This is a genomic window from Rhodoglobus galactosidasius (assembly GCF_054957775.1).
Genome location: NZ_JBQIAV010000002.1, coordinates 72,344 through 95,975, shown reverse-complemented (window position 1 = coordinate 95,975; position 23,632 = coordinate 72,344). Strand labels below are relative to the sequence as shown.

The following is a 23,632-nucleotide window of genomic DNA, read 5'->3' as shown; positions in this document are numbered from 1 at the left end:
GAGACAACAATGACTAACGAAACCCCCACCACCGCACTCTCCAATCTTGGAGTGAGCATCTGGCTTGACGACCTGTCGCGCGAGCGCATCAACTCGGGCGGCCTTGAGTCGCTCATCGAGTCGCGCAACATCGTTGGCGTAACAACCAACCCCACGATCTTCGCAACGGCGCTGGCCAAGGGCGAGGCATACGACGAGCAGGTTGCCGCTCTCGCCGCTGAAGGTAAGACAGTTACTGAAGCGGTATTTGAGATCACTACAGACGATGTTGCTGCGGCTAGCGACATTTTCCGTCCTGTCTACGATGCAACTGGCGGCCGTGATGGCCGGGTGTCGATTGAGGTGGAGCCAGGACTCGCCCACGATGCCGCAGGCACCATTGCTCAGGCACAGCAATTGTGGGCAAAGGTCGCCCGCGAGAACGCAATGATCAAGATCCCCGCGACTGTTGAGGGACTTGAGGCGATTACTGAGACGATTGCTGCTGGCATTAGCGTCAACGTCACCCTCATTTTCAGCCTCGCTCGCCATCGCGACGTAATTGAGGCATACCTGACCGGACTTGAGAAGGCGAAGGCCGCAGGGCACGACCTTTCGAAGATCCACTCGGTTGCGTCGTTCTTCGTATCGCGTGTCGACACAGAGATTGACAAGCGTCTCGACGCGATCGGCACCGACGATGCCAAGGTGCTCAAGAGCAAGGCTGGCGTTGCAAACGCTCGCCTCGCCTACCAGCTCTACGAAGCGGCTTTTTCAACCGAGCGTGTTCTAGCGTTGATTGCCGCTGGCGCCAATAAGCAGCGCCCACTGTGGGCCTCGACCGGCGTGAAGGACCCGAGCCTGCCAGACACTTTGTACGTCACAGAGCTCGCGGTCGGCGAGACGGTAAACACCATGCCAGAGAAGACTCTCGAGGCGACCTTCGATCACGGTGTAATCACCGGCGAGCAGGTCACTGGCAACTATGACTCAGCGAACATCACTCTTGACGCGTTGACTGACTTGGGCATCTCGTACGACGAGGTCACTGAGCTTCTTGAAAAAGAGGGCGTAGAGAAGTTCATCGTGTCGTGGAACGAACTGCTCGACACAGTTTCGGCAGCTCTCGAGGCAGCAAAATGAGTGTCAAACTCGCCGTTTCTGGTGCTGCGGCGCGCGCCGTAGAGCGCCTTGTTCCGCAGCTCGTCAACGATCTGGTTGCCAGCCGCATCACCGGCGGAGACGCAACGCTGTGGGGTCCAGAGGCTGAAGAAGAGTCGGCAAAACGACTGGGTTGGGTTGAGGCTGTTTCCGTTGGTCGCCCGCTCGTCGACGACATCTACTCACTTCGCGACAAGCTTCGCGCTGATGGAGTCAATCACTTTGTCCTCGGCGGAATGGGCGGTTCTTCACTCGCCCCAGAAGTGATCACGCGCACCTATGGGGTCGAGCTCACTGTTCTGGACTCCACTGATCCCGCGCAGGTGCTCAGCGCTCTCGGTGATCGCCTAGCGACGACCGCGGTTGTCATTTCGTCGAAGTCTGGCTCAACCCTTGAGACCGACTCCCAAAAGCGCATCTACGAGAAGTACTTCACGGATGCCGGAATCGACCCGCGCGAACGAATCATCATTGTGACGGATCCAGGTTCGCCCATGGATGCCGCTGCTCGTGAAGCTGGGTACCGCGTATTCAACGCAGATCCCAATGTAGGGGGCCGCTATTCTGCTCTTACCGCATTCGGTCTCGTCCCGTCTGGACTCGCCGGCGTCGACCTCAACGAGCTTCTTGATGAGGCAGAGGCCGTCATGGTTGAGCTTGCGGTTGATGAGCGCCACAATCCCGGACTGATCTTGGGCGCCGCGATTGCGGGCACCGACCCGCTCAAAGACAAGCTTGGCATTGTTGCTGACGGCACCCACATCCTCGGTTTCGGCGACTGGGCAGAACAGCTTATTGCTGAGTCAACGGGGAAACTGGGCAAGGGACTCCTTCCAGTCGTTCTGAAAACAGACTCCCCCGAGATTGTTGAGGGACTCGATGACCTGCAAATTGTTCGCTTGGTTCGCGACTGGGACGAAACGAAAGAGGTGCTCGAGGGAGAAATCGAGATTGCGGGTTCGCTTGGCGGACAACTGCTCCTCTGGGAGTACGCGACTGTGGTCGCCGGTCGCATCCTCGGAATTAATCCCTTCGACCAGCCGGATGTCGAAGCGGCCAAAATTGCCGCTCGCGAACTAATCGATAACCCGGTTCCGCCGCAGGCTGCCGCCTTCACGGTGGGAGACATTGAAGTTCGTGGCACCGATGACGTCGTTGCTGACAGCAGTGACCTTGCCGGAGTGATCTCGTCGCTTCTCTCCTACCTCGACGACGATGGCTATGTGGCGATTCAGGCGTATGCCGATCGCGTCGCCTATCCAGAGCTGGCTGAGATCCGTGAGCGTGCAGCAGAACGAGCTAAGCGTCCCGTTACCTTTGGGTGGGGCCCGCGGTTCTTGCACTCTACCGGACAGTTCCACAAGGGCGGGCCCGCTGTTGGCGTCTTCCTGCAGATCATCACGGTCGAAGAGACCGATCTGCAGATCCCTGACCGACCATTCACTTTCGGACAGTTCATCCGCGCACAGGCTGCGGGAGACGCCAGCGTACTTGCTGATCACGGTCGACCTGTATTGAGCTTGACGGTCTCGAATCCCCAAGTTTCGCTGCCGTTATTGCTCGACGCGATCGGATAGCAGCTGCATTTTCGTGCTGCACACAGAGGAGAAGCATGTCCCCCGTTGAAATCAGCGCCGACTCTAACCCGCTGCGGTTGAGTTCTGATCGCAGGCTCAATCGCATTGCGGGCCCGAGTGGGCTAGTGATTTTCGGTGTTACCGGTGACCTGTCGCGTAAAAAATTGATGCCGGCAGTTTACGACCTCGCCAATCGGGGGCTGCTTCCTCCAGGCTTCGCGCTCGTCGGCTTTGCGCGGCGCGAGTGGGAAGATCAAGACTTCGAGACGGTCGTCCACGATGCGGTAAAGCAGTATGCGCGAACCCCCTTCGACGAAGACGTATGGAAACAACTCGCGCAGGGCATCCGTTTTGTGCAGGGCGAGTTTGACGACGCTGAAGCTTTCGAACGCCTGAAGTCGACGCTGGATGAGCTCGATCAGGAACGCGGCACAATGGGCAATCATGCCTTCTACTTGTCGATTCCGCCGAAGTCGTTCCCTCAAGTCACCGAGCAGCTGCGCAGCTCTGGCCTAGCCGAGCAAAGCAACGGACAGTGGCGCCGAGTCGTTATCGAGAAACCATTCGGCAGCGATCTCAAGACGGCTCGTGAGCTCAACGATGTCGTGGAATCCGTTTTCCCGCCCGACAGCGTCTTCCGCATTGACCACTACCTCGGCAAAGAGACGGTGCAGAACATTCTGGCGCTGCGCTTTGCCAATCAACTCTACGAACCCCTGTGGAACTCACACCACGTTGATCATGTGCAGATCACGATGGCTGAAGACATTGGTGTTGGCGGTCGAGCCGGCTACTACGACGGCATTGGCGCTGCCCGCGACGTCATCCAGAATCACCTCCTGCAGCTTCTCGCCCTCACCGCGATGGAAGAGCCCGTATCGTTCGCTGCCGCTGACCTGCGCGCGGAGAAGGAGAAAGTGCTCTCAGCCATTCGGTTGCCAGCAGACCTCTCTAAGCACACGGCCCGAGGTCAGTATGCGGGTGGATGGCAGGGCGGCGAGAAGGTAGACGGCTTCCTTGACGAAGACGGCATGAACCCTGAATCGACAACCGAAACCTATGCAGCAATTCGGCTAGACATCGGCACGCGACGCTGGGCGGGCGTGCCGTTCTACCTCCGAGCGGGCAAGCGATTGGGCCGCCGCGTTACTGAGATCGCCGTCGTCTTCAAGCGCGCGCCGCAATACCTTTTCGAGGAGAGCCGCACATCGGCCCTCGGGCAGAACGCACTCGTGATTCGTGTGCAGCCTGATGAGGGCGTAACGATTCGTTTTGGGTCCAAAGTTCCCGGTGCAGAAATGCATGTACGCGATGTCACGATGGACTTCGGCTATGGGCACGCCTTCACCGAAGCGAGCCCTGAAGCGTACGAGCGACTCATCCTCGATGTTTTGCTCGGCGATCCACCGCTCTTCCCTCGACATGAAGAAGTCGAACTGAGCTGGAAGATCCTCGATCCCATCGAGGAATTCTGGGAAACGCAGGGAGCGCCGGAGCGGTACCGGCCCGGAACTTGGGGTCCGAAGTCTGCTGATGACCTCATGGAGCGCGATGGACGAGTTTGGAGACGACCATGATCGTTGATTTGCCGAACACAACATCGGCCAAAATTTCGAAAGCACTCGTTCGCATCCGCGAAGATGGCGGAGCAGTTGCACTGGGGCGAGTGCTGACTCTGGTGATCGCCACGGAACTTGGCAACGAAGAAGAGGCGATCGCCGCAGCCAACGATGCTTCTCGTGAGCATCCAATGCGCGTGCTGGTCATTTCTACAAGCACCTCTGAGAGTGCGCGGAACGACGAGTCGCGGGTCGACGCTCAGATTCGTGTCGGTGGCGATGCCGGTGCAAGCGAGGTCATTGTCGTCACAGCGCGCGGAGACGCCGCTCTCGACCAGGAGAGTCTCGTCACAGGGTTGCTGCTGCCGGACGCGCCAGTCGTAGCTTGGTGGCCCGGTGAGGCGCCCGCGAATGCCTCAGAGTCGCCCCTGGGTCGAATCGCTCAGCGACGGATTACCGATGCAGCGGCTAGCGCTCATCCACTCGAGGCGATGCACCGAATGTGCAAGACCTACGTTCCCGGAGACACCGATTTCGCGTGGACCAGATTAACCCTGTGGCGAGCCCAGCTCGCTGCGGTACTTGATCAGCCTCCCTACGAGTCGATCACCGCGGTCTCAGTGAGTGGCGCCGCCGACTCCGCGTCGACTCTGCTGCTCGCCGCATGGTTGCAAATGCAGCTTGAGGTTAACGTCTCATTGCACGTTGCCGAAGGCTCACCTGTGCCGACCGGGATTCACTCGGTAGTTCTCGAGCGCGCGTCGGGCACCATTCAGTTGGAACGAAATGCCGCCAGCATTGCGACCTTGACCCAACCCGATCAGCCAGTTCATGACATCTCGATGCCGCGACGGAGCCTGAGGGACTGTCTCGCAGAAGAATTGCGACGTCTCGACCCTGACAGCCTTTTCGGCGACGTTGTACGCCGAGGTGTAAGCGAGATGACAGGTGCGCATGCTGGCGCCTCAACGAAAGCGAAGAACTAGTGAGCAACGAACGTCGTGCAATCGTCCATGCGACCAAGCCCGAGCTGGCTCAAGCCGTAGCCGATCGCTTTCTCACCAAAGTTCCTCACATCGTTGCTGAGTTCGATGAGGCGACTGTCGTGCTCACCGGTGGCACGATGGGGCAGGCAGTTCTTGAAGCAATAAACGGCTCCCCCAAGCGCGACGCAGTGGACTGGTCGCGGGTCAATTTCTGGTGGGGCGACGAGCGGTGGTTGCCCGCGGGAGACCCTGAGCGCAACGATGTGCAAGCGCGAGCGGCGCTGCTTGACCACATTTCGGTAGACCCAGCACGCGTTCACCCATATGCCGCATCAGACGCCGGCGTGAGCTTGGATGACGCGGCAGATGCCTACTCGCGAGAGCTGACAAGCCATGCCGCACGTTCGGGCAAGTACCCCAATTTTGACATCGTTTTTCTCGGTGTTGGCCCCGACGGCCACATTGCATCGCTCTTCCCCGAACGCGAAGGCATTCGCGAGACAGAGCGCACGGTGATTGCCGTTCGCAACTCCCCCAAGCCGCCGAATGAGCGACTCAGCTTGACCCTGCCGGTGATCAACTCGTCGGTGCGTATTTGGGCTGTGGTCGCCGGCAGCGACAAGGCATCAGCACTAGGCCTGACTCTTGCAGGAGCCAGCTACAACGAGGTACCAGCCGCAGGCCTTGAGGGGCGCCGCAAAACACTGTTCTTTGTGGACTCGGATGCTGCAGCACAAGTTCCCGACTCCCTGATCGATCCAGGAGAGTTCTGGACAAGCGCGGACTCGACCGACGAACACTAGACGCGTTAACCCAGTGATGGGCCCCAACCGAATCGGTTGGGGCCCATCACTTTAAATCTGTTAGCAATGTCGCGGGTTTGCTAGGAACTCACCGTTCCGCGGCGAGTTCGCAGCTGAACGAGTGCTTCTTCAAGCAATTCGGCCGCTTCGTCGTCGCTACGGCGCTCTTTCACATAGGCAAGATGAGTCTTGTATGGCGCAAGCTTTGCCACCGAAGGAGGATTTTCCTTGTCGCGGCCAGCAGGAAGCCCAGACGATGGACAATCGATCGTCTCGGGGATGTCCTCGTCGGGAAGGTTTGCCGCGAACGAACGTACTGTCTCATTGCCCAGAGCATCCCAGTACGAAACCTGGACGCGCTCGGCATGGAAGCCACGATCTTGTTCACCCATGGGACCTGCGCCAACGCGCGATCCGCGGATTGCACTACCGCCTGATGCCACTGTGTTCCCTTGTCTCGTGAGGCTGGAGGTTCTTACGCGCCATTAAACTTGGTAATGAGACCAAGAACAACGATGCAGCTGATCCACACGACTCCGAGGATCACCGTGATGCGGTTCAAGTTGCGTTCGGCAACTCCCGATGCACCGAGGTTGGATGTTACTCCCCCGCCGAACATATCGGAGAGGCCCCCACCGCGACCGCGGTGGAGGAGGATAAGAAGTGTGAGCAGCAAGCTCGTAATGCCGAGCAATACCTGCAACACAACTTGGAGAATTTCCACAAAGAACCTTTCGAACAGGCCGTACAGGCCTCGAACAGTATAACGTCTAGGTGCCGACGTGCTTGGAGAAGCGCGAAATGCTTGCGAATTCGGCGACATCGAGGCTTGCACCGCCGACGAGAGCGCCATCAATGTTGGGCTCTCGCATCAAGCTAGCAATGTTCGCCGACTTAACCGAACCGCCGTAAAGAATTCGAGTCGCTGCGGCGACATCGTCGCCCAGTACTTCTGCGAGGGTTTCGCGGAGTCGAGCGGCAACTTGCTCAGCCTGCTCAGGGGTCGCGGCCTTGCCAGAACCGATGGCCCACACAGGCTCATAGGCGACAACGATCTCAGGCGAGCCGGAGATTCCAGCCAGCCCAGCCTTGAGCTGAGCGACAGGTACCGCGCTGGGACCGTGCTGCTCGAGGTCATCAGCAGTTTCGCCGACGCAGAGAACCGGAACGAGGCCGTGCTTCAGAGCTGCGGCGACCTTGCGCGAGAGCTGCTCATCGGTTTCTCCGTGCATCGTGCGGCGTTCTGAGTGACCTACCAAAACATAACGGCAGTCGAGCGACGAGAGAAATGCACCTGAGATCTCGCCCGTGTACGCGCCCGACTCGTGCTCAGAGAGGTCCTGGCCACCGAAGCGGACATCAAGCTTGTCGGCTGCGATGAGCGTTTGAACAGACCGCAGATCGGTAAACGGCGGGAACACCGCGACTTCGGCACCATCGACACCGAAGTCGTGATTCGCGTCTTTCAGGGTCCACGCTAGTTTTTGTACGAACGCGATCGACTGGAGATGGTCAAGATTCATCTTCCAGTTGCCCGCGATCAGGGGAACACGCTTTAGCTTTGCCATCCAAGTACCTCCAGTCCGGGAAGCGGCTTGCCTTCGAGGAACTCGAGGCTCGCTCCACCACCCGTAGAAATGTGACCAAACTGGTCGTCGTCAAAACCTAGTGCACGAACAGCCGCGGCGGAGTCGCCTCCACCGACTACTCCGAAGCCCTCAGTTTCAGTCAGGGCCTTAGCTATTGCTTGGGTACCTGCTGCGAATGCTGGGAATTCAAATACACCCATCGGGCCGTTCCAGAACACCGTCTTGGATGCTCGAACGACTTCTGCGAATCGTGCGGCAGTTTCGGGACCGATGTCGAGGCCAATGCCACTCGAGCCGAACTCTGTGTTTTCAATCTCGTCCGCAGCCGTCACCGTGTGAGCCGCGTCAGGGCCGAACGATGCGGCTACGACGACGTCTGTGGGGAGAATAATCTCGACCCCGAGTTCTTGTGCTTGCGCAAGATATTTCGTGACCGTCTCCAGCTGATCTGTCTCAAGCAGACTTGCGCCAACTTTGTGACCCTGTGCGGCCAAGAAGGTGAAGAGCATCCCTCCGCCAACGAGGAGCGAGTCCACGCGAGGAAGAAGCGAGCCGATGACGTCGAGCTTGTCAGACACCTTTGAGCCGCCCAGGACAACCGTGTAAGGCCGTTCAGGGGTAACAGTCAAGCGCTCGAGAACATCGAGTTCGGTCTCGATGAGCAATCCAGCGGCGCTCGGCAGAATCTTTGCCAGTTCGAAAACACTTGCTTGCTTGCGGTGAACAACCCCGAAACCGTCAGAGACGAACGCGTCGCCGAAGCGAGCGAGTTTGCCAGCAAACTCTTCGCGTTCCGTCTCTGACTTGGAGGTTTCACCCGAGTTGAATCTCAGATTCTCGAGCAGCGCTACGCCATACTCTTCGAGTTCCGCGACAGCTTGCTCGGCTGAGTGACCTACGGTGTCCTTGGCGAAGACGACTGCCTTGCCCAGAAGTTCCGATAGCCGCTGAGCGACAGGTTCAAGACTGTATTGCGAGTCCGGCTCGCCGTTGGGGCGACCGAGGTGCGACACGATAACAACTCGTGCGCCCTCGTTGATGAGAGCGTTGAGGGTCGGCAGCGAAGCGCGAATGCGACCGTCGTCCGTGATCTGACCGTCCTTGAGGGGGACATTCAAATCGCATCGGACGATGACGCGCTTTCCACGGAGATCCGATAGCGCTGAAAGAGTTCTGAGGCTCATATTCGTCGGGAGTTAGAGGCGTTCGCCGACGTACTCTGCGACGTCTACGAGACGGTTGGAGTATCCCCACTCGTTGTCGTACCAGGACGCGACCTTGACCTGGTTGCCGATTACCTTGGTGAGCCCAGCATCGAAGATCGAGGAGTGCGGGTCGCCGACGATGTCGCTCGAAACGATCTCGTCTTCGGTGTACTTAAGGATGCCCTTGAGGGGGCCCTCTGCTGCTGCTTTGTATGCGTCGTTGATCTTCTCGACCGTGACCTCGGATGACGTCGTGATGGTGAGGTCAGTGATCGAACCGGTGATCACGGGAACGCGCAGCGCGTAACCGTCGAGCTTGCCGACGAGCTCAGGAAGTACCAAGCCGAGTGCCTTTGCTGCACCAGTCGACGTCGGGATGACGTTCTGCGCAGCAGCGCGAGCGCGACGCAGGTCTCCGTGAGGACCATCCTGAAGGTTCTGGTCAGCGGTGTACGCGTGAACCGTAGTCATGAATCCGGTGTCGATGCCGAAGTTGTCCATGAATACCTTGGCCAGCGGCGCGAGGCAGTTAGTGGTGCACGAAGCGTTCGAGATGATGTTGTGCACGGCGGGGTCGTAGTCGCCCTCATTGACTCCAAGAACAACTGTCGCGACGTCATCGCCTGATGCTGGAGCGGAGACGATTACCTTCTTGGCGCCGGCGGCGATGTGCTTGGCCGCGTCTACCGACTTGGTGAAGTGACCAGTTGACTCAATAACGATGTCAACGCCCAACTTGCCCCAAGGAAGGTTGGAAGGGTCGCGCTCTGCGAAAACCTTGATCGCAGTTCCGTTGACGACGATCTGATCGTGGTCGAACGTTACCTCTGCGTCGAGACGACCGGTGATCGTGTCGTATTTGAGGAGGTGCGCGAGAGTTTTATTGTCTGTGAGGTCATTGACGGCAACGATTTCAATGTCGCTGCCCTTGGCCATAGCCGCTCTAAAGAAGTTGCGACCAATGCGACCGAAACCATTAATACCGATTTTTACGCTCACTGTTGCTCCAGAAAATCAGGCGTCTACGACGCGTCTTGCTCTAGTGGTGGGGTGATGCTATCTAGCGGAGACAGGGCTAAAGCCGGGGCCTAACCCGGCCACGATGCCGCTACGAGAGTAGCAGCAGACCATTTGTCTTCGAGCGCGCGGCGCTGAAACGGTCCTGAACATTAGCCCAGTCAACGATGTTCCAGAACGCCTTGACGTAGTCAGCACGCACGTTCTTGTAGTCGAGGTAGTACGCGTGCTCCCAGACATCGAGCATCAAAAGCGGCACGATGCCCGCAGGCAAGTTGCCCTGCTGGTCAAAGAACTGAACGATGATGAGCCGCTCTCCGATCGAGTCCCATGCGAGCACGGCCCAACCCGAACCTTGAACGCCCATCGCGGTGGCGGTGAAGTGCGCGGTGAACTTGTCGAACGATCCGAGATGGTCGTTGATCGCGTTCTCGAGGTCACCGGTGGGCTTGTCTCCACCGTTTGGCGACATGTTGGTCCAGAAGATGGAGTGGTTGACGTGTCCGCCAAGGTTGAAGGCGAGGTCTTTCTCAAGCTTGTTTACGTTTGAGAGATCGCCGGAATCGCGAGCTTCAGCCAGGCCTGAGATGGCAGCGTTTGCGCCAGTGACATAGGCCTGGTGGTGCTTGCTGTGGTGCAGTTCCATGATTGTTGCGCTGATGCTGGGCTCAAGCGCCGAGTAGTCGTATGAAAGTTCGGGAAGAGTGTATTCAGCCATCGGAAGTCCTCCTAGAATCTTGAATCCTGCAGGGCTGGCACGCACGAGCAGGCGGTTACTTCCAGTCTAACCACGTCCATACGACACTCGTGCCCCATGGATAGAACGCTAAGCTTCCTCCAACTCGGTGGGCAGGTTTGCTTCAGTTCCTGCCACTCCGAGGTCGCTAGCTCGCTTGTCAGCCATTGCTAATAAGCGCCGAATCCGCCCGGCAACTGCATCCTTAGTCATCGGAGGGTCAGCGTGATGCCCTAGCTCGTCAAGGCTCGAATCGCGGTGGCTCAAACGCAGCTCGCCAGCGTAACGCAGATGCCTGGGCACGTCGTTGCCCAAGATTTCGAGAGCGCGCTCGACGCGAGCACACGCCGCAACCGCAGCCTGAGCAGAGCGGCGCAGGTTTGCGTCGTCGAAGTTCACAAGACGGTTTGCCGTTGCCCGTACTTCGCGACGCTGGCGCAGTTCGTTCCAGCTGACAACGGTTGTCTCGGCACCCATGATGGTAAGCATCGCGCTAATAGCCTCGCCGTCGCGCACGACGACTCGGTGCACACCGCGCACCTCACGAGCTTTCGCAGCAACACGGAGCCGGCCAGCTGCACCGACAAGCGCCATTGCGGCTTCGTTACCAGGGCACGTCACTTCAAGTGCCGCAGAGCGGCCAGGATCAGTGAGCGATCCGGCAGCCAAGAATGCGCCACGCCACACAGCAGCAAGTTCGCCCCGCCCACCCGTTGTCACACGGTTGGGGAGCCCACGAATTGGTCGTCGTCGAGCATCCAGAAGCCCCGTTTGGCGGGCTAGCGTCTCTCCCCCGTCAAGAACACGTACCAAAAGATTGTTTGAACGACGCCCACCAGAAGACGCGACACGCGACACCTCGGAACGCACACCGTAGAGTTCGGCGATATCGCGTCGCACTCTACGAGCGAGAAGTTCAGTTTCTAGTTCAGACTCGACGGCGATGCGTCCCGAAATCAGGTGCAATCCGCCCGAGAAACGCAGAATCGTCGCGAGTTCAGCCGCGCGCTCGGTGGTTTTGCCCAACTGAATTCGTGCCAGTTCCTCTTTGACTTCAGCAGTTAATGCCACTAACTGGCCTTTCTTTCAGGATGGCGGTCTTCATGGATGAGTAATCTACTCTCGTCCGCGATCCCGATGTTTGATGCTTACCGCTACTCCGGGCAAGCCGCTCAGAATGGCTGACAGCTCTTCTGCGATCGCGACCGACCGGTGTTTGCCACCGGTGCAGCCGATCGCAATCGTTGCGTGCCGTTTATTTTCGCGCTGGTATCCGGCGAAAACAGGTTCAAGCGCTCGTGCATAGTCTGCAATGAATTCTTGTGCTCCGGTTGCCCCCACCACGTACGCGCGCACTCGTTCATCGAGTCCGTCAAGTGCTTTGAGTTCAGGAATCCAAAAAGGATTGGGCAAGAACCTGCAGTCAGCCACCATATCGGCGTCTGCTGGAAGGCCATACTTAAATCCGAAGCTCTCAATAGTAATACGCAAACCGGCATCGTTCTCCGCCGAGAACTTCTCGATGATTGTTGTTGCGAGCTGGTGAATGTTCAGATCAGTAGTGTCAATGATGATGTCGCTGCTGGCACGAATTTCAGCCATCCGCCTGCGTTCTGCGGCAATTCCGTCGAGCGGAGTGCCCTCATCCTGAAGTGGATGTGGTCGTCGGACCTGTTCAAAACGACGAACCAGCGCGGCATCTTCCGCGTCAAGAAATAGCACTCTGAGTGACGTTGACCCACGGAGAGACTGGATGGCCTCTTGCGCGTCGGAGAAGTGCTTTCCTCCGCGCACATCGATGATTGCGGCTACGCGAGGCAGTGAGTCTCCGGCGCGGTGAGCCAGATCGACAAGAGGAAGCAACATCTGGGGCGGGAGGTTGTCGACGACATACCACCCGAGATCTTCTAGCGCGTTGCCAACGGTTGATCGGCCGGCACCTGACATGCCGGTCACGATGAGCATCTCTTGCTGTTCGGTAACGGGTTCCATGGTGCTCCCAGACTACCTGAGGTCGGGTTGGGCGAGCTTCTGGATAATGGCGTCGGCAGTCGACGGGCCAATTCCGGGAACTTCGATGATCTCCTCAGCGGAGGCTGCCCTGAGCCGAGCCACCGACCCAAAATGTTGGAGGAGAGCTTTGATCCGCGATGGGCCAAGCCCGGGAACCGTCGCGAGAACTGAGGACACATCTCTGGAGCGCCGTTGACGCTGATGCGTGATTGCAAAGCGGTGTGCTTCATCTCGCAACCGTTGAATCAAAAAGAGCGCGTCGCTATTGCGCGGAAGTATGACGGGAAAGTCTGAATTTGGCAGCCAGATCTCTTCGAGCCTCTTTGCGATTCCCGCAAGTTGGATGCCTGAGACTCCGGACTCTTCAAGCGCCCGCTGAGCGGCTGAGACCTGAGGTTGCCCGCCATCAACGATGAGTAGTTGTGGCGGATACGCAAACTTCGCGGATGCCGCGGGTTGTTGGTTCATCTCCAACTGCGTGTCGGCACCAGCGACTGCTGCGGGTTCGGCGGCGGTCGTGGGAGTGGCCTCGGGCACAGCCGCCCCTGCCGCAAGGTACGCGAGCCGACGCTTAAGGATCTGATAGATCGAGTCAGTGTCGTCAGTGGTTTCTGCGATGTTGAACCGTCGATAGTGCTGCTTCTTCGGCAGCCCATCCTCGAACACCACCATTGAGGCGACAACATTCGTTCCCGACAAATGAGAGACGTCGAAACACTCCATACGCAGTGGAGCCTCAGCCATGCCCAGCGCCTCCTGGATATCTGCCAATGCCTGAGAGCGTGCTACGAAGTCGCCGCTGCGCTTCGATTTGTAGAGCATCAACGCGTTCTTAGCGTTCGTCTCGACAGTCTGTGCGAGCGCAGCCTTCTCGCCGCGCTTAGCGACGCGCAAACGTGCTCGGGCACCTAGTCCCCGACGTTGCGCCAACCATTCCTCGAGCGTGGTGCTGTCCTCAGGGAGCGCCGGCACGAGAACGTCGCGCGGTGGCGTTGTATCGTCGTAGGCGTTCTGGAGCACAGACTCCACCAGCCCACCGAGATCAACATCGAGCTCCTTGTCGACAACCCAGCCTCGCACTCCACGAATTCGGCCCCCTCGCACAACGAACTGTTGAACAGCGGCGGCCAGCTCGTCATGAGCGATTCCAAAGAAGTCAGCATCGACATCTTCTGACAGCACGATCTGGTTCTTCGCCAGAGCTGTCTCCATTGCCCCGATCTGATCCCGATAGCGGGCAGCAGATTCGTAGTCCTGAGTTGCAGCGGCCTGACTCATGCGTTCACGGATAGATTTGAGCATCCGCGAATCGTTGCCGGCCATGAATGACGCAAAATCGAGGGCGATTGACTTGTGCTCCTCGAGCGTGACTCGGCCGATGCACGGAGCAGCACACTTTCCGATATCCCCGAGAAGGCAGGGGCGCCCAGTTTGTTGTGCTCGCTTGTACACCGATGTCGAACAACTGCGCATCGGAAAAGCCTTGAGCATCACATCGACAGTGTCGCGAATAGCCCACGCGCGCGAGTATGGGCCAAAATAGCGGGCATTAGGCAGGTTGCGATTGCGAGTCACCAGCACGCGCGGAACAGCATCGCCCATGGTGATAGCAAGATAGGGGTACGATTTGTCGTCTTTGTACTGGACGTTGAAGGGTGGATCGAACTCTTTGATCCACGTGTACTCCAGCTGCAGCGCCTCGAAGTCGTTGCCCACGATCGTCCACTCGACGTTCGTTGCAGAGAGCACCATGCGACGAGTGCGCTCGTGCAGCGAAGACAAGGGCGCGAAGTAGTTGCTGAGTCGCGAACGCAAGTTCTTGGCTTTGCCGACATACAGCACCCGTTTGCGGTCATCGGTGAAACGGTAGACGCCAGGCTGCGCAGGAATATCGCCCGCGCGAGGGCGCCAACTGACTGTTTCAGCCATTCCTCTCCCCCTTGCACCTAGACACGGTCTCTGCTCCAAACACAGTCTTCACACTAGACACCCGGTCGTCACGCTAGACACGGTTGCCGCTAAGCACCTCAGCGAGGAACTGACCGGTGTGGCTATCCTTCACCTTCGCGAGCTTCTCGGGCGTGCCAGTGAAGAGCAGTTTGCCACCACCCGCGCCGCCCTCGGGTCCGAGATCGATTAGCCAGTCTGCAGACTTAATCACATCGAGATTGTGTTCAATCACGATGACAGTGTTTCCCTTGTCGACCAATCCGTTGAGCACCAAAAGCAACTTGCGTACGTCCTCGAAATGCAAACCAGTTGTTGGCTCGTCGAGCACATAGATGCTGCGCCCCATCGAACGCTTCTGCAGCTCGGTAGCGAGCTTCACACGTTGCGCTTCTCCACCAGAAAGAGTCGTCGCGCTTTGGCCTAGTCGCACGTAACCGAGCCCGACTTCTTCAAGCGTCTTGAGATAGCGGTGGATGCTCGAGATAGCCTCGAAGAACTCTGCAGCGTCGCTAATGGGCATGTCGAGTACTTCGGCGATGTTCTTCGACTTGTACTTTACGGCGAGCGTGTCGCGGTTGTAGCGAGCACCCCCACACACTTCGCAGGCGACGTAAACGTCGGGCAGAAAGTTCATCTCAATCTTGATGGTGCCGTCACCGGAGCAGTTCTCGCAACGACCGCCCTTCACATTGAAGCTGAAGCGGCCGGGAAGGTAGCCACGTGCTCTGGCATCCCCCGTCTCGGAGAAGAGCGTGCGGATCTTGTCGAAAACACCCGTGTACGTCGCGGGGTTAGAACGTGGTGTGCGGCCAATCGGGTTTTGGTCGACGTGCACAACTTTGTCGAGGTTGTCGAGCCCGGTCACACGAGTGTGCTTACCAGGGATCTGACGTGCCCCATTGAGCTCGTTGGCGAGCACCTTGTACAGGATGTCGTTGACGAGACTTGACTTGCCAGACCCGCTGACACCGGTCACCGCAGTAAACGTGCCGAGCGGAAATTTCACTGTCACGTTCTGGAGGTTGTTGGCTTTCGCGCCCTCGACAGTAACCTGCCGTCCGCGGTCAATCGGTCGACGCTTCTTCGGGGTCTCAATTGCTTTACGACCTGACAGGTAGTCAGCGGTGATCGATTTCGTGTTCTTCAGAAGGTCGACGTAGGAACCAGAGTGAACAACCTCACCACCGTGCTCGCCAGCGCCTGGCCCAATATCAACAATCCAGTCCGCGGTTCGAATGGTGTCTTCGTCGTGCTCGACGACGATGAGTGTGTTGCCGAGATTCTTTAGCTTGACAAGGGTCTCGATCAATCGACGGTTATCTCGTTGGTGAAGACCGATGCTTGGCTCATCAAGCACATACAGAACGCCCGTGAGTCCTGAGCCAATTTGGGTAGCGAGTCGGATGCGCTGCGCTTCACCACCGCTCAACGTTGCCGCTGCTCGCGCAAGGTTGAGATAGCTCAGTCCGACCTCGACCAAGAACTCCAGCCGAAGCCGGATCTCGCGTAACACTTGGGCTGCAATGCGAGCATCGCGCTCTGAGAGGGTGATCCCGTTCATAAAGCCATACGCATCGCTCAGGCTCAGCTCACAGATGTCAGAAATGTTGCGGTCAGCAACAGTCACGGCGAGCACTTCTGGCTTGAGACGCTTACCGTTACACACAGGGCAAGGAATTTCGCGCAGGTAAGCAGCGTGACGCTGGCGTTGAACATCAGTCTCGGCCTCGAGATACTTGCGCTCGATGTAAGGAATTACGCCCTCGAAACCGGTGGAGTACTTCATCTCTCGGCCGTAGCGGTTCTTCCACTTGACGGAGACCTTGAAGTTGTTGCCGGTGAGAATTGCGTCACGAACGTCTTCGGGAAGTTCGCCCCAGGGCGTGTCGAGCGAGAAGTCCAAATCTAGCGCCAGGCCGCCAAGGAGCTTCTCAAAATAGTTGTAGAGGCCCTTACCGGAGTTGGTCCACGGCAAGATTGCACCCTCTGACAGGCTTACCGAGTCGTCGGCGATGAGAAGATCTGCATCGATCGACATGCGTGTACCCAGACCCGAGCACTCGGGGCACGCACCGAAAGGGGCGTTGAACGAAAACGTGCGCGGCTCAATCTCGGTGAGCTGAATCGGATGATTGTTGGGGCATGAGAGCTTCTCTGAGAACGAGCGCCACGCAGCATCGCCCTCTTCGTCAACGAAGTTGATCGCAACAGTTCCGTCGGTAAGCCGAAGCGCCGTCTCGAGTGAGTCGGTGAGACGCGTGAGGATGTCATCGTTCGAAACAAGGCGGTCGACGACCACAGAAATATCGTGCTTGACCTGCTTTTTCAGCTTGGGTGGATCGTTCAGCTGCACAACGTCGCCGTCGACTAACGCTCGCGAGTACCCGCTCGAGGTTAGTTCGGCAAAGAGGTCGACGAACTCGCCCTTCTTCTGCGAAACCACCGGGCTCACAATTTGGTAGCGCGTGCCGCTCTCCAACTTCATGAGCTGATCAGCGATCTGCTGAACCGACTGACGTTCGATTTTCTCGCCACAGACGGCACAGTGGGGCACTCCGATGCGAGCCCACAAGAGCCGCATGTAGTCGTAGATCTCAGTGATCGTGCCTACGGTTGAGCGGGGATTGCGGTTCGTCGACTTTTGGTCAATGGACACCGCCGGGCTAAGGCCCTCGATGAAGTCGACGTCGGGACGGTCGACCTGACCAAGAAATTGGCGCGCGTACGCGGAAAGCGATTCAACGTAGCGGCGTTGACCCTCAGCGAAGATCGTGTCGAACGCGAGGCTCGATTTTCCTGACCCGGAGAGACCGGTGAAGACCACGAGCGAATCGCGGGGTATTTCGAGGTCGACATTCTTGAGATTGTGGACTCGAGCGCCGCGGACGCTGAGGTGAGAATTGGGGATCGACTGAGCAGTAGTCACTCTCACTATTCTACGGAGACCACTGACATTGCCTGAACGTTTGCCCCATGCAGGCAATAATGAGGAGATGCACATCGCGCACGTGACCAGTTTCTATTCAGTACCGGCGCTCTCCCCCTCGAGCGCAGTTCGCGCTCGAGGCATCGCCTATCGAGCGGCTGGCCACGAGTTTTCGGTGATCGTGCCGGGCAGGGTTGCATCGGTGGCGTGGACTGAATACGGCACCGTTGTCACTGTTCCCGCACGTGGAGCAGCGTTACAACGGGGATTTGTTCGGATTCCGCTCGCGATTCGCCGATCGCTCGATCGGCTCATCCCCGACCGCATTGAGGTCGCAGATCGTCTCAGCTTCCGTCAGCTCGGAGTGTGGGCTCGCGATAACCATGTGCCAGCAGTGCTGTTCGCAGATGATGTCCCCGCCGACTGGGCCACCGATGCAGCACTGAAGAACTACGACCGGGTCGTGTGCGGCCTCTACGGGGCCACACCCTCCCCTGCGCACTCCGACGCGGGAAAAGTTGTGACAATGCAACAGGGTGTTGACCTGGAGATATTCACTCCCTTGCGTCATAACTCCGCGCTTCGCGACACGAGCGGTGCTGGCCTGATTGTGGTGTGCGCGGCGCCCCTCACCGCTGCCGGCTCAGTATCGATCGCCATTGACGCAATCCGCAAGCTCACCGAACAGGGCACAGACGTTCATCTTGTCGTCCTGGGCGATGGCCCATTGCGCTATCGCCTTGAACGGAGCGCATCCGGGCTCCCGGTGCAATTCTTGAGTGCCGAAGACCTGTCCCTCGCCGAACGAGCTGAGGTCTTTGCAACCGCAGACTTCGCGTTCGTCACTGTCGGCGGCACTGTTGGTCATGCTGTCGCCCTCGAAGCTCTGTCCTCTGGCACACCAGTGATCGTGAGCGGTAACCTCCGGAGTCGCCTTGATCTTCGCAACGGCGGTGGAGTGAGCATCGATGCTGACCCCGCTCACCTTGTGCACGCAGTTCGTGCGCTTAGCGAGGAATCGGTAGAGAGCCGCAGGCGTGCTGCTCGCGAGACGGCGTTGGCATTCGATGCGATGCCGCTATCACAAGCGATGGTCGAGCTTCACGAATCACTGGGCTAACAGACGGCCTCTAGCGCAAGTGGCCGGCCTGCTCCATTTGGCGTAACTCCTTTTTGAGGTCGTGAACCTCGTCACGCAATCTCGCTGCAAGTTCAAACTTCAACTCGGATGCCGCCTGCAGCATTTGCTCGTTGAGATCCGAAATAATTTGCTCGAGATCGTTGCCGCCCGACGCCGCGATGCCTTCGCGCGCAAGATTAGGAGCCGGGGCGCGTTTTTTACCATCCCTGTTTCGTGTAGACAGCAATTCAGCTGTGTCAGCGCCTTCCCGGAGAAGCGCGTCGGTAATATCGGCAATCTTCTTGCGAAGTGGTTGCGGGTCGATGCCGTGTTCGGTGTTGTACGCGACCTGCTTTTCGCGACGCCGATCGGTCTCTTCGATCGCGAACTGCATGGAGCGGGTAATGACATCCGCATACATATGAACCTCGCCGGAGACGTTTCGAGCAGCACGACCGATGGTCTGGATGAGCGAGGTTGACGAGCGCAAGAAGCCCTCTTTATCGGCGTCGAGAATGGCTACAAGCGAAACTTCGGGCAGGTCGAGGCCCTCACGAAGCAGGTTGATGCCTACGAGCACGTCATACACGCCTTGACGAAGCTCGGTGAGCAACTCGACACGACGTAGAGTGTCGACGTCAGCATGCAAGTAGCGAACTCGAACGCCGTGCTCTGACAAGAACTCGGTGAGCTCTTCCGCCATCTTCTTGGTCAGAGTGGTGACCAGAATGCGTTCATTCTTTTCGACTCGCGTCGTGATCTGTTCAAGCAGGTCATCGATCTGACCCTTCGATGGCTTTACTACGATCTGCGGATCGACCAGACCGGTAGGACGGATGACCTGCTCAACGATTGAGTCGGTGATGCCGAGCTCGTACTTTCCCGGTGTGGCCGAAAGGTAAATCTTCTGCCCAACCCGTTCCAAAAACTCTTCCCACCTGAGTGGGCGATTATCGAGTGCACTTGGCAGCCGGAAACCATGCTCGACAAGGGTGCGCTTTCGTGAAGCATCGCCCTCATACATCGCTCCAATTTGTGGCACAGTGACGTGCGACTCATCGATGACGACAAGGAAGTCCTCCGGGAAGTAATCGAGCAGGCAGCTCGGTGGTTCCCCCGGCTGGCGACCATCCATGTGAAGCGAATAGTTCTCGATACCGTTGCAGAAGCCGATCTGCTCCATCATCTCGATGTCGTACGTCGTGCGCATCCGCAATCGTTGTGCTTCAAGCAGTTTTCCCTGACGTTCAAGCACCGCCAGCCGATCGGCAAGCTCTGCTTGGATCGATACAATCGCGTGCTTGATGGTTTCAGGACTCGCAGCGTAATGCGTACCAGGGAAGACGGAGACAGCATCCATTTTCTTGACGATTTCGCCAGTGAGCGGATGCAGCGAATACAACGCTTCAATCTCGTCACCAAACATCTCGATACGAATGGCCAGCTCTTCGTACACGGGAATGATCTCGATGGTGTCGCCACGCACTCGGAAGTTGCCCCGCGAGAAGTCATAGTCATTGCGTTGGTACTGCATAGCAACAAATTTGCGGATGAGCGTCTCACGATCGATGCGCATACCTACTTGAAGCGCAATCATCGCCTCAAGGTATGACTCAGCAGCGCCCAAACCGTAGATGCTCGACACCGTCGAAACCACGATGGTGTCGCGGCGGCTCAGCAGAGAGTTGGTGGTGGAGTGCCGGAGCCGCTCAACCTCCGCGTTGATCGAAGAATCCTTTTCGATGAACGTATCGGTCTGCGGAATGTAGGCCTCAGGCTGGTAGTAGTCGTAGTACGAAACGAAGTACTCAACGGCGTTGTTCGGCATGAGGTCGCGAAACTCGTTTGCCAACTGCGCGGCAAGGGTCTTGTTGTGCGACATGATCAGCGTTGGCCGCTGCACTTGCTCAATCAGCCAGGCTGTGGTTGCAGACTTGCCAGTACCTGTGGCACCCAGCAGCACAACGTCGGTCTCGCCTGCATTGATCCGCTGAGCGAGTTGACGAATCGCCTCTGGCTGATCTCCAGATGGCGAATACTCGCTGATCACCTCAAACGGACGCACTGAGCGGGTTGGTTCCATTACTCAAGTCTAAGCACGCGCACTGACAACGTGATTAGAGCGGCTTGTGCAACCGATCGATGATGAGCGACCACACCTCAGCTGCACGACGCTCGGTATCAGCGAGCGAATCATTCGCGTCGATCACAAAGTCGGCCACTGCGCGACGCTGCCGCGAAGTGGCTTGAGAAGCCACACGTCCTTCCGCTTCACTGCTCGTCATTGCGCGGTGATCGATCAGTCGCTGCACTCGCACTTCAGGATCGGCTTCAACGGTCACAACCAACTCGAAGGGCTTGAGCGATTTGGCCGACTCCACCAGCAGCGGAATGTCGTAGACAACGATGGCCTCCGCGTCATTACGATTCGCATCATCAAAGCGGCTTTGAGCGAGACGACTGATCGCGGGATGCGTGATGCCGTTCAATGCTTCTCGCGCGTCAATATCGCCAAATACTAAAGCCCCAAGCGCCGAACGGTTCAAGGAGCCGTCGTCAGAGATTACCTGTGGGCCGAAATGTTGTGCGATCTGGTGTAACACGGGCGAACCCGGCTCAACCACTTCGCGTGCCAGAGCATCCGCATCAACAACCACAGCGCCATTTTCTTGCCAGCGCCGCGCAACGGTCGACTTTCCTGACGCAATGCCTCCAGTGAGCGCTATTAAGTGCATGCGCCAATGCTAGCCTCAGCGTATTGAAAGGAACTCCGGATGCTCGAGGTGCTTACCGGTGGCGGTCTGGCTGTCGCAGCCGGACTCAATGCCTACATTCCCCTATTGATTCTGGGCCTCGCAGGTGGCGTCTTCGATTTCGTCGAGCTACCGACCGCGTGGGCGTGGCTTGAGAATCCCTGGGTGCTGATAATTCTCGGCGCACTACTCGTCGTTGAGATCATCGCCGACAAGGTGCCGGTGGTCGACTCCATCAATGACTGGATTCAGAGCGTCGTTCGGCCTGCGGCGGGTGGCATCGCATTCGGTACAGGCGCGGCCTCAGAGACGGCTGTAGTCTCCGACCCCGCTTCGTTCTTCACCTCGAATGCTTGGGTTCCGGTCGCCATTGGCGTGGTACTCGCCTTCGCAACCCACACGACCAAGATGCTTGCCCGACCAGCGCTCAATGCGGCAACAGCGGGCGCAGCCGCTCCCGTGGTGAGCGCCGCAGAAGACATCAGCAGTGTGCTGCTGAGCTTCATGGCACTGCTCGTGCCCGTAATAGGGTTTGTCGCGCTGCTCGCGCTCATCGCACTCGTTGTGCTGCGCATCCGGCGGTCCAGACGCCTGCGTACTTCGTCGGTTAACTGACTGTGGCCAGCCTCCCGAAGGAGACTGGCCACAAGCGTTCAACGAGAAACTAGTTGCTGGTCGAAAGCTTTTCTCGCAGAGCGGCGAGAGTCTCGTCGTCTGCAAGCGTTCCTGCACCTGCACTTGATGCAGCGTCGTCGTTCGAGAACGAGGATGCTCCGGCGGGTGTACTGCTGATCGACTCTTCCTGAATCGCTGCAGCAGCAACCTGCTTCTTGTGCTGTTCCCAACGTTCTTGAGCGGCAGAGTAGTCCTGCTCCCACTTTTCGCGCTGTGACTCGAAACCATCTTTCCATTCGTTGGTTTCGGGGTCGAAGCCGTCTGGGTACTTGTAGTTGCCCTGGTCGTCGTACTCGGTGAGCATTCCGTAGAGCGCCGGGTCGAACTCGGTGCCCTCGGGGTCAACGCCATCGTTGGCCTGCTTGAGGCTCAACGAGATGCGACGACGCTCGAGATCGATGTCGATGACCTTGACGAATACCTCGTCGCCAACCGAAACAACCTGCTCTGCGAGCTCAACGTGCTTGCCCGAGAGCTCGGAGATGTGCACGAGGCCCTCGATGCCGTCTGCGACGCGAACGAACGCACCGAACGGAACGAGCTTGGTGACCTTACCGGGCGCAACCTGACCGATTGCGTGGGTGCGGGCGAATACCTGCCACGGGTCTTCCTGAGTTGCCTTGAGCGACAGCGACACGCGTTCGCGCTCGAGATCAACTTCGAGAATCTCAACGGTAACTTCCTGGCCAACTTCAACAACTTCTGAAGCGTGCTCGATGTGCTTCCACGAGAGCTCAGAAACGTGAACGAGACCGTCAACGCCGCCAAGGTCAACGAATGCGCCGAAGTTGACGATCGAGGAAACGACACCCTTGCGAACCTGGCCCTTGGCCAAGTTGTTGAGGAACGAGGTGCGGCTAGCCGACTGAGTCTCTTCAAGAAGTGCACGACGCGACAGAACAACGTTGTTGCGGTTCTTGTCGAGTTCGAGGATCTTGGCTTCGATCTCCTGGCCGAGGTACGGCGTGAGGTCACGAACGCGACGCAGCTCGATGAGCGATGCGGGGAGGAATCCACGAAGTCCGATGTCGACGATGAGTCCACCCTTGACAACCTCGATAACCGAACCGGTGACAACGCCATCCGATTCCTTGATCAGTTCGACGTCGCCCCATGCACGCTCGTACTGTGCGCGCTTCTTGGACAGGATGAGACGGCCTTCTTTGTCTTCTTTCTGAAGAACAAGTGCCTCAACGGTGTCACCAACGTTGACAACCTCAGTGGGGTCAACGTCGTGCTTGATAGAAAGTTCACGGGAGGGGATTACGCCCTCGGTCTTGTAACCGACGTCGAGGAGAACCTCGTCACGATCGATTTTGACGACGGTACCTTCGATAAGGTCACCATCGTTGAAGAACTTCAGAGTCTTTTCGACCGCGGCGAGAAAATCTTCAGCAGATCCAATGTCATTGATGGCGACCTGCTTGGGTGCCTTGTCGGTCGTTGCGATTGTCATGTAGTAGTAGCTCCGGTATGGGTTGCGCTTCGAGAAGCGCACAATTGGGCCAAGGGTGAAATGTATCTTTGTGATCGCCGATGGCAGGCGAATAAGAAGTCGTAATTGCGACACTCCAGCCTAACGC

The 23,632-nt window shown here is 58.0% G+C and carries 20 protein-coding genes; 7 read left to right on the top strand and 13 right to left on the bottom strand.

What is annotated here, in order from left to right:
* Positions 1-9 precede the first annotated feature (9 nt).
* From tal to pgl, 5 genes are read left to right on the top strand one after another with little or no spacing between them, the layout of a single operon-like run.
* Positions 10-1,122, top strand: a complete 1,113-nt coding sequence (tal, locus tag ACTJJW_RS03000) for a transaldolase (protein ID WP_462642604.1) — start codon at positions 10-12, stop codon at positions 1,120-1,122.
* Positions 1,119-2,717 carry a glucose-6-phosphate isomerase gene (locus ACTJJW_RS02995; protein ID WP_462642603.1) on the top strand — a complete coding sequence of 533 codons (1,599 nt, stop codon included), beginning with the start codon at positions 1,119-1,121 and terminating at the stop codon, positions 2,715-2,717. The genes tal and ACTJJW_RS02995 overlap by 4 nt, the downstream gene beginning before the upstream one ends.
* 35 nt (positions 2,718-2,752) lie before the next feature.
* Positions 2,753-4,294, top strand: a complete 1,542-nt coding sequence (gene zwf, locus ACTJJW_RS02990) for a glucose-6-phosphate dehydrogenase (RefSeq protein ID WP_462642601.1) — start codon at positions 2,753-2,755, stop codon at positions 4,292-4,294.
* Complete coding sequence (locus ACTJJW_RS02985) at positions 4,291-5,262, top strand: glucose-6-phosphate dehydrogenase assembly protein OpcA (RefSeq protein ID WP_462642600.1); 972 nt, start codon at positions 4,291-4,293, stop codon at positions 5,260-5,262. Before zwf ends, ACTJJW_RS02985 begins: the two co-directional genes overlap by 4 nt.
* Entirely contained in the window at positions 5,262-6,065 is an 804-nt protein-coding gene (gene pgl / locus ACTJJW_RS02980; protein WP_462642598.1) for a 6-phosphogluconolactonase, read from the top strand. Before ACTJJW_RS02985 ends, pgl begins: the two co-directional genes overlap by 1 nt.
* Positions 6,066-6,145: 80 nt before the next feature.
* Here the strand turns inward: pgl and ACTJJW_RS02975 are convergent, their stop codons facing one another.
* From ACTJJW_RS02975 to uvrA, 10 genes are all read right to left on the bottom strand, one after another.
* Positions 6,146-6,508 (bottom strand): RNA polymerase-binding protein RbpA, encoded by a 363-nt coding sequence (locus ACTJJW_RS02975; RefSeq protein ID WP_462642596.1) that lies wholly within the window; start codon positions 6,506-6,508, stop codon positions 6,146-6,148.
* Positions 6,509-6,540: 32 nt separating this feature from the next.
* Positions 6,541-6,789 carry a preprotein translocase subunit SecG gene (gene secG / locus ACTJJW_RS02970; protein WP_462642595.1) on the bottom strand — a complete coding sequence of 83 codons (249 nt, stop codon included), beginning with the start codon at positions 6,787-6,789 and terminating at the stop codon, positions 6,541-6,543.
* Between the two features lie 46 nt (positions 6,790-6,835).
* Positions 6,836-7,633 carry a triose-phosphate isomerase gene (gene tpiA, locus ACTJJW_RS02965; protein ID WP_462642594.1) on the bottom strand — a complete coding sequence of 266 codons (798 nt, stop codon included), beginning with the start codon at positions 7,631-7,633 and terminating at the stop codon, positions 6,836-6,838.
* The gene (locus ACTJJW_RS02960) at positions 7,621-8,838 is read right to left on the bottom strand and encodes a phosphoglycerate kinase (RefSeq protein ID WP_462642593.1); all 1,218 of its coding nucleotides are present in this window, start codon (positions 8,836-8,838) and stop codon (positions 7,621-7,623) included. The genes tpiA and ACTJJW_RS02960 overlap by 13 nt, the downstream gene beginning before the upstream one ends.
* A 12-nt stretch (positions 8,839-8,850) precedes the next feature.
* On the bottom strand, positions 8,851-9,858 hold the full coding sequence (gene gap, locus ACTJJW_RS02955) for a type I glyceraldehyde-3-phosphate dehydrogenase (RefSeq protein ID WP_462642592.1): 1,008 nt from the start codon (positions 9,856-9,858) through the stop codon (positions 8,851-8,853).
* 109 nt (positions 9,859-9,967) lie between these two features.
* On the bottom strand, positions 9,968-10,594 hold the full coding sequence (locus ACTJJW_RS02950; protein ID WP_462642591.1) for a superoxide dismutase: 627 nt from the start codon (positions 10,592-10,594) through the stop codon (positions 9,968-9,970).
* Between the two features lie 108 nt (positions 10,595-10,702).
* Positions 10,703-11,683, bottom strand: a complete 981-nt coding sequence (whiA, locus tag ACTJJW_RS02945) for a DNA-binding protein WhiA (protein ID WP_462642589.1) — start codon at positions 11,681-11,683, stop codon at positions 10,703-10,705.
* Positions 11,684-11,728: 45 nt separating this feature from the next.
* Positions 11,729-12,604, bottom strand: coding sequence for an RNase adapter RapZ (rapZ, locus tag ACTJJW_RS02940; RefSeq protein WP_462642588.1), 876 nt, complete (start codon positions 12,602-12,604; stop codon positions 11,729-11,731).
* A gap of 12 nt (positions 12,605-12,616) precedes the next feature.
* The gene (uvrC, locus tag ACTJJW_RS02935) at positions 12,617-14,554 is read right to left on the bottom strand and encodes an excinuclease ABC subunit UvrC (protein WP_462642587.1); all 1,938 of its coding nucleotides are present in this window, start codon (positions 14,552-14,554) and stop codon (positions 12,617-12,619) included.
* A 73-nt stretch (positions 14,555-14,627) separates the two neighbouring features.
* Complete coding sequence (gene uvrA / locus ACTJJW_RS02930; RefSeq protein WP_462642586.1) at positions 14,628-17,501, bottom strand: excinuclease ABC subunit UvrA; 2,874 nt, start codon at positions 17,499-17,501, stop codon at positions 14,628-14,630.
* A gap of 82 nt (positions 17,502-17,583) precedes the next feature.
* Here uvrA and ACTJJW_RS02925 point away from each other — a divergent pair, with 82 nt between their 5' ends.
* A complete protein-coding gene (locus ACTJJW_RS02925) occupies positions 17,584-18,621 on the top strand; it encodes a glycosyltransferase (protein WP_462642585.1) in 1,038 nt (345 codons plus the stop codon).
* 10 nt (positions 18,622-18,631) lie between these two features.
* On the opposite strand, the gene uvrB is transcribed toward ACTJJW_RS02925, so the two are convergent.
* Together uvrB and coaE are read right to left on the bottom strand one after the other, a co-directional pair.
* Entirely contained in the window at positions 18,632-20,704 is a 2,073-nt protein-coding gene (uvrB, locus tag ACTJJW_RS02920) for an excinuclease ABC subunit UvrB (protein WP_462642584.1), read from the bottom strand.
* A 34-nt stretch (positions 20,705-20,738) separates the two neighbouring features.
* Positions 20,739-21,356 (bottom strand): dephospho-CoA kinase, encoded by a 618-nt coding sequence (gene coaE, locus ACTJJW_RS02915; protein WP_462642582.1) that lies wholly within the window; start codon positions 21,354-21,356, stop codon positions 20,739-20,741.
* Between the two features lie 39 nt (positions 21,357-21,395).
* Between coaE and ACTJJW_RS02910 the strand changes: the two genes are divergently transcribed.
* Complete coding sequence (locus ACTJJW_RS02910; RefSeq protein WP_462642580.1) at positions 21,396-21,989, top strand: DUF4126 domain-containing protein; 594 nt, start codon at positions 21,396-21,398, stop codon at positions 21,987-21,989.
* 49 nt (positions 21,990-22,038) lie between these two features.
* Here ACTJJW_RS02910 and rpsA read toward each other — a convergent pair whose 3' ends face one another.
* Positions 22,039-23,505 (bottom strand): 30S ribosomal protein S1, encoded by a 1,467-nt coding sequence (rpsA, locus tag ACTJJW_RS02905; protein WP_462642578.1) that lies wholly within the window; start codon positions 23,503-23,505, stop codon positions 22,039-22,041.
* Positions 23,506-23,632: the final 127 nt, after the last annotated feature.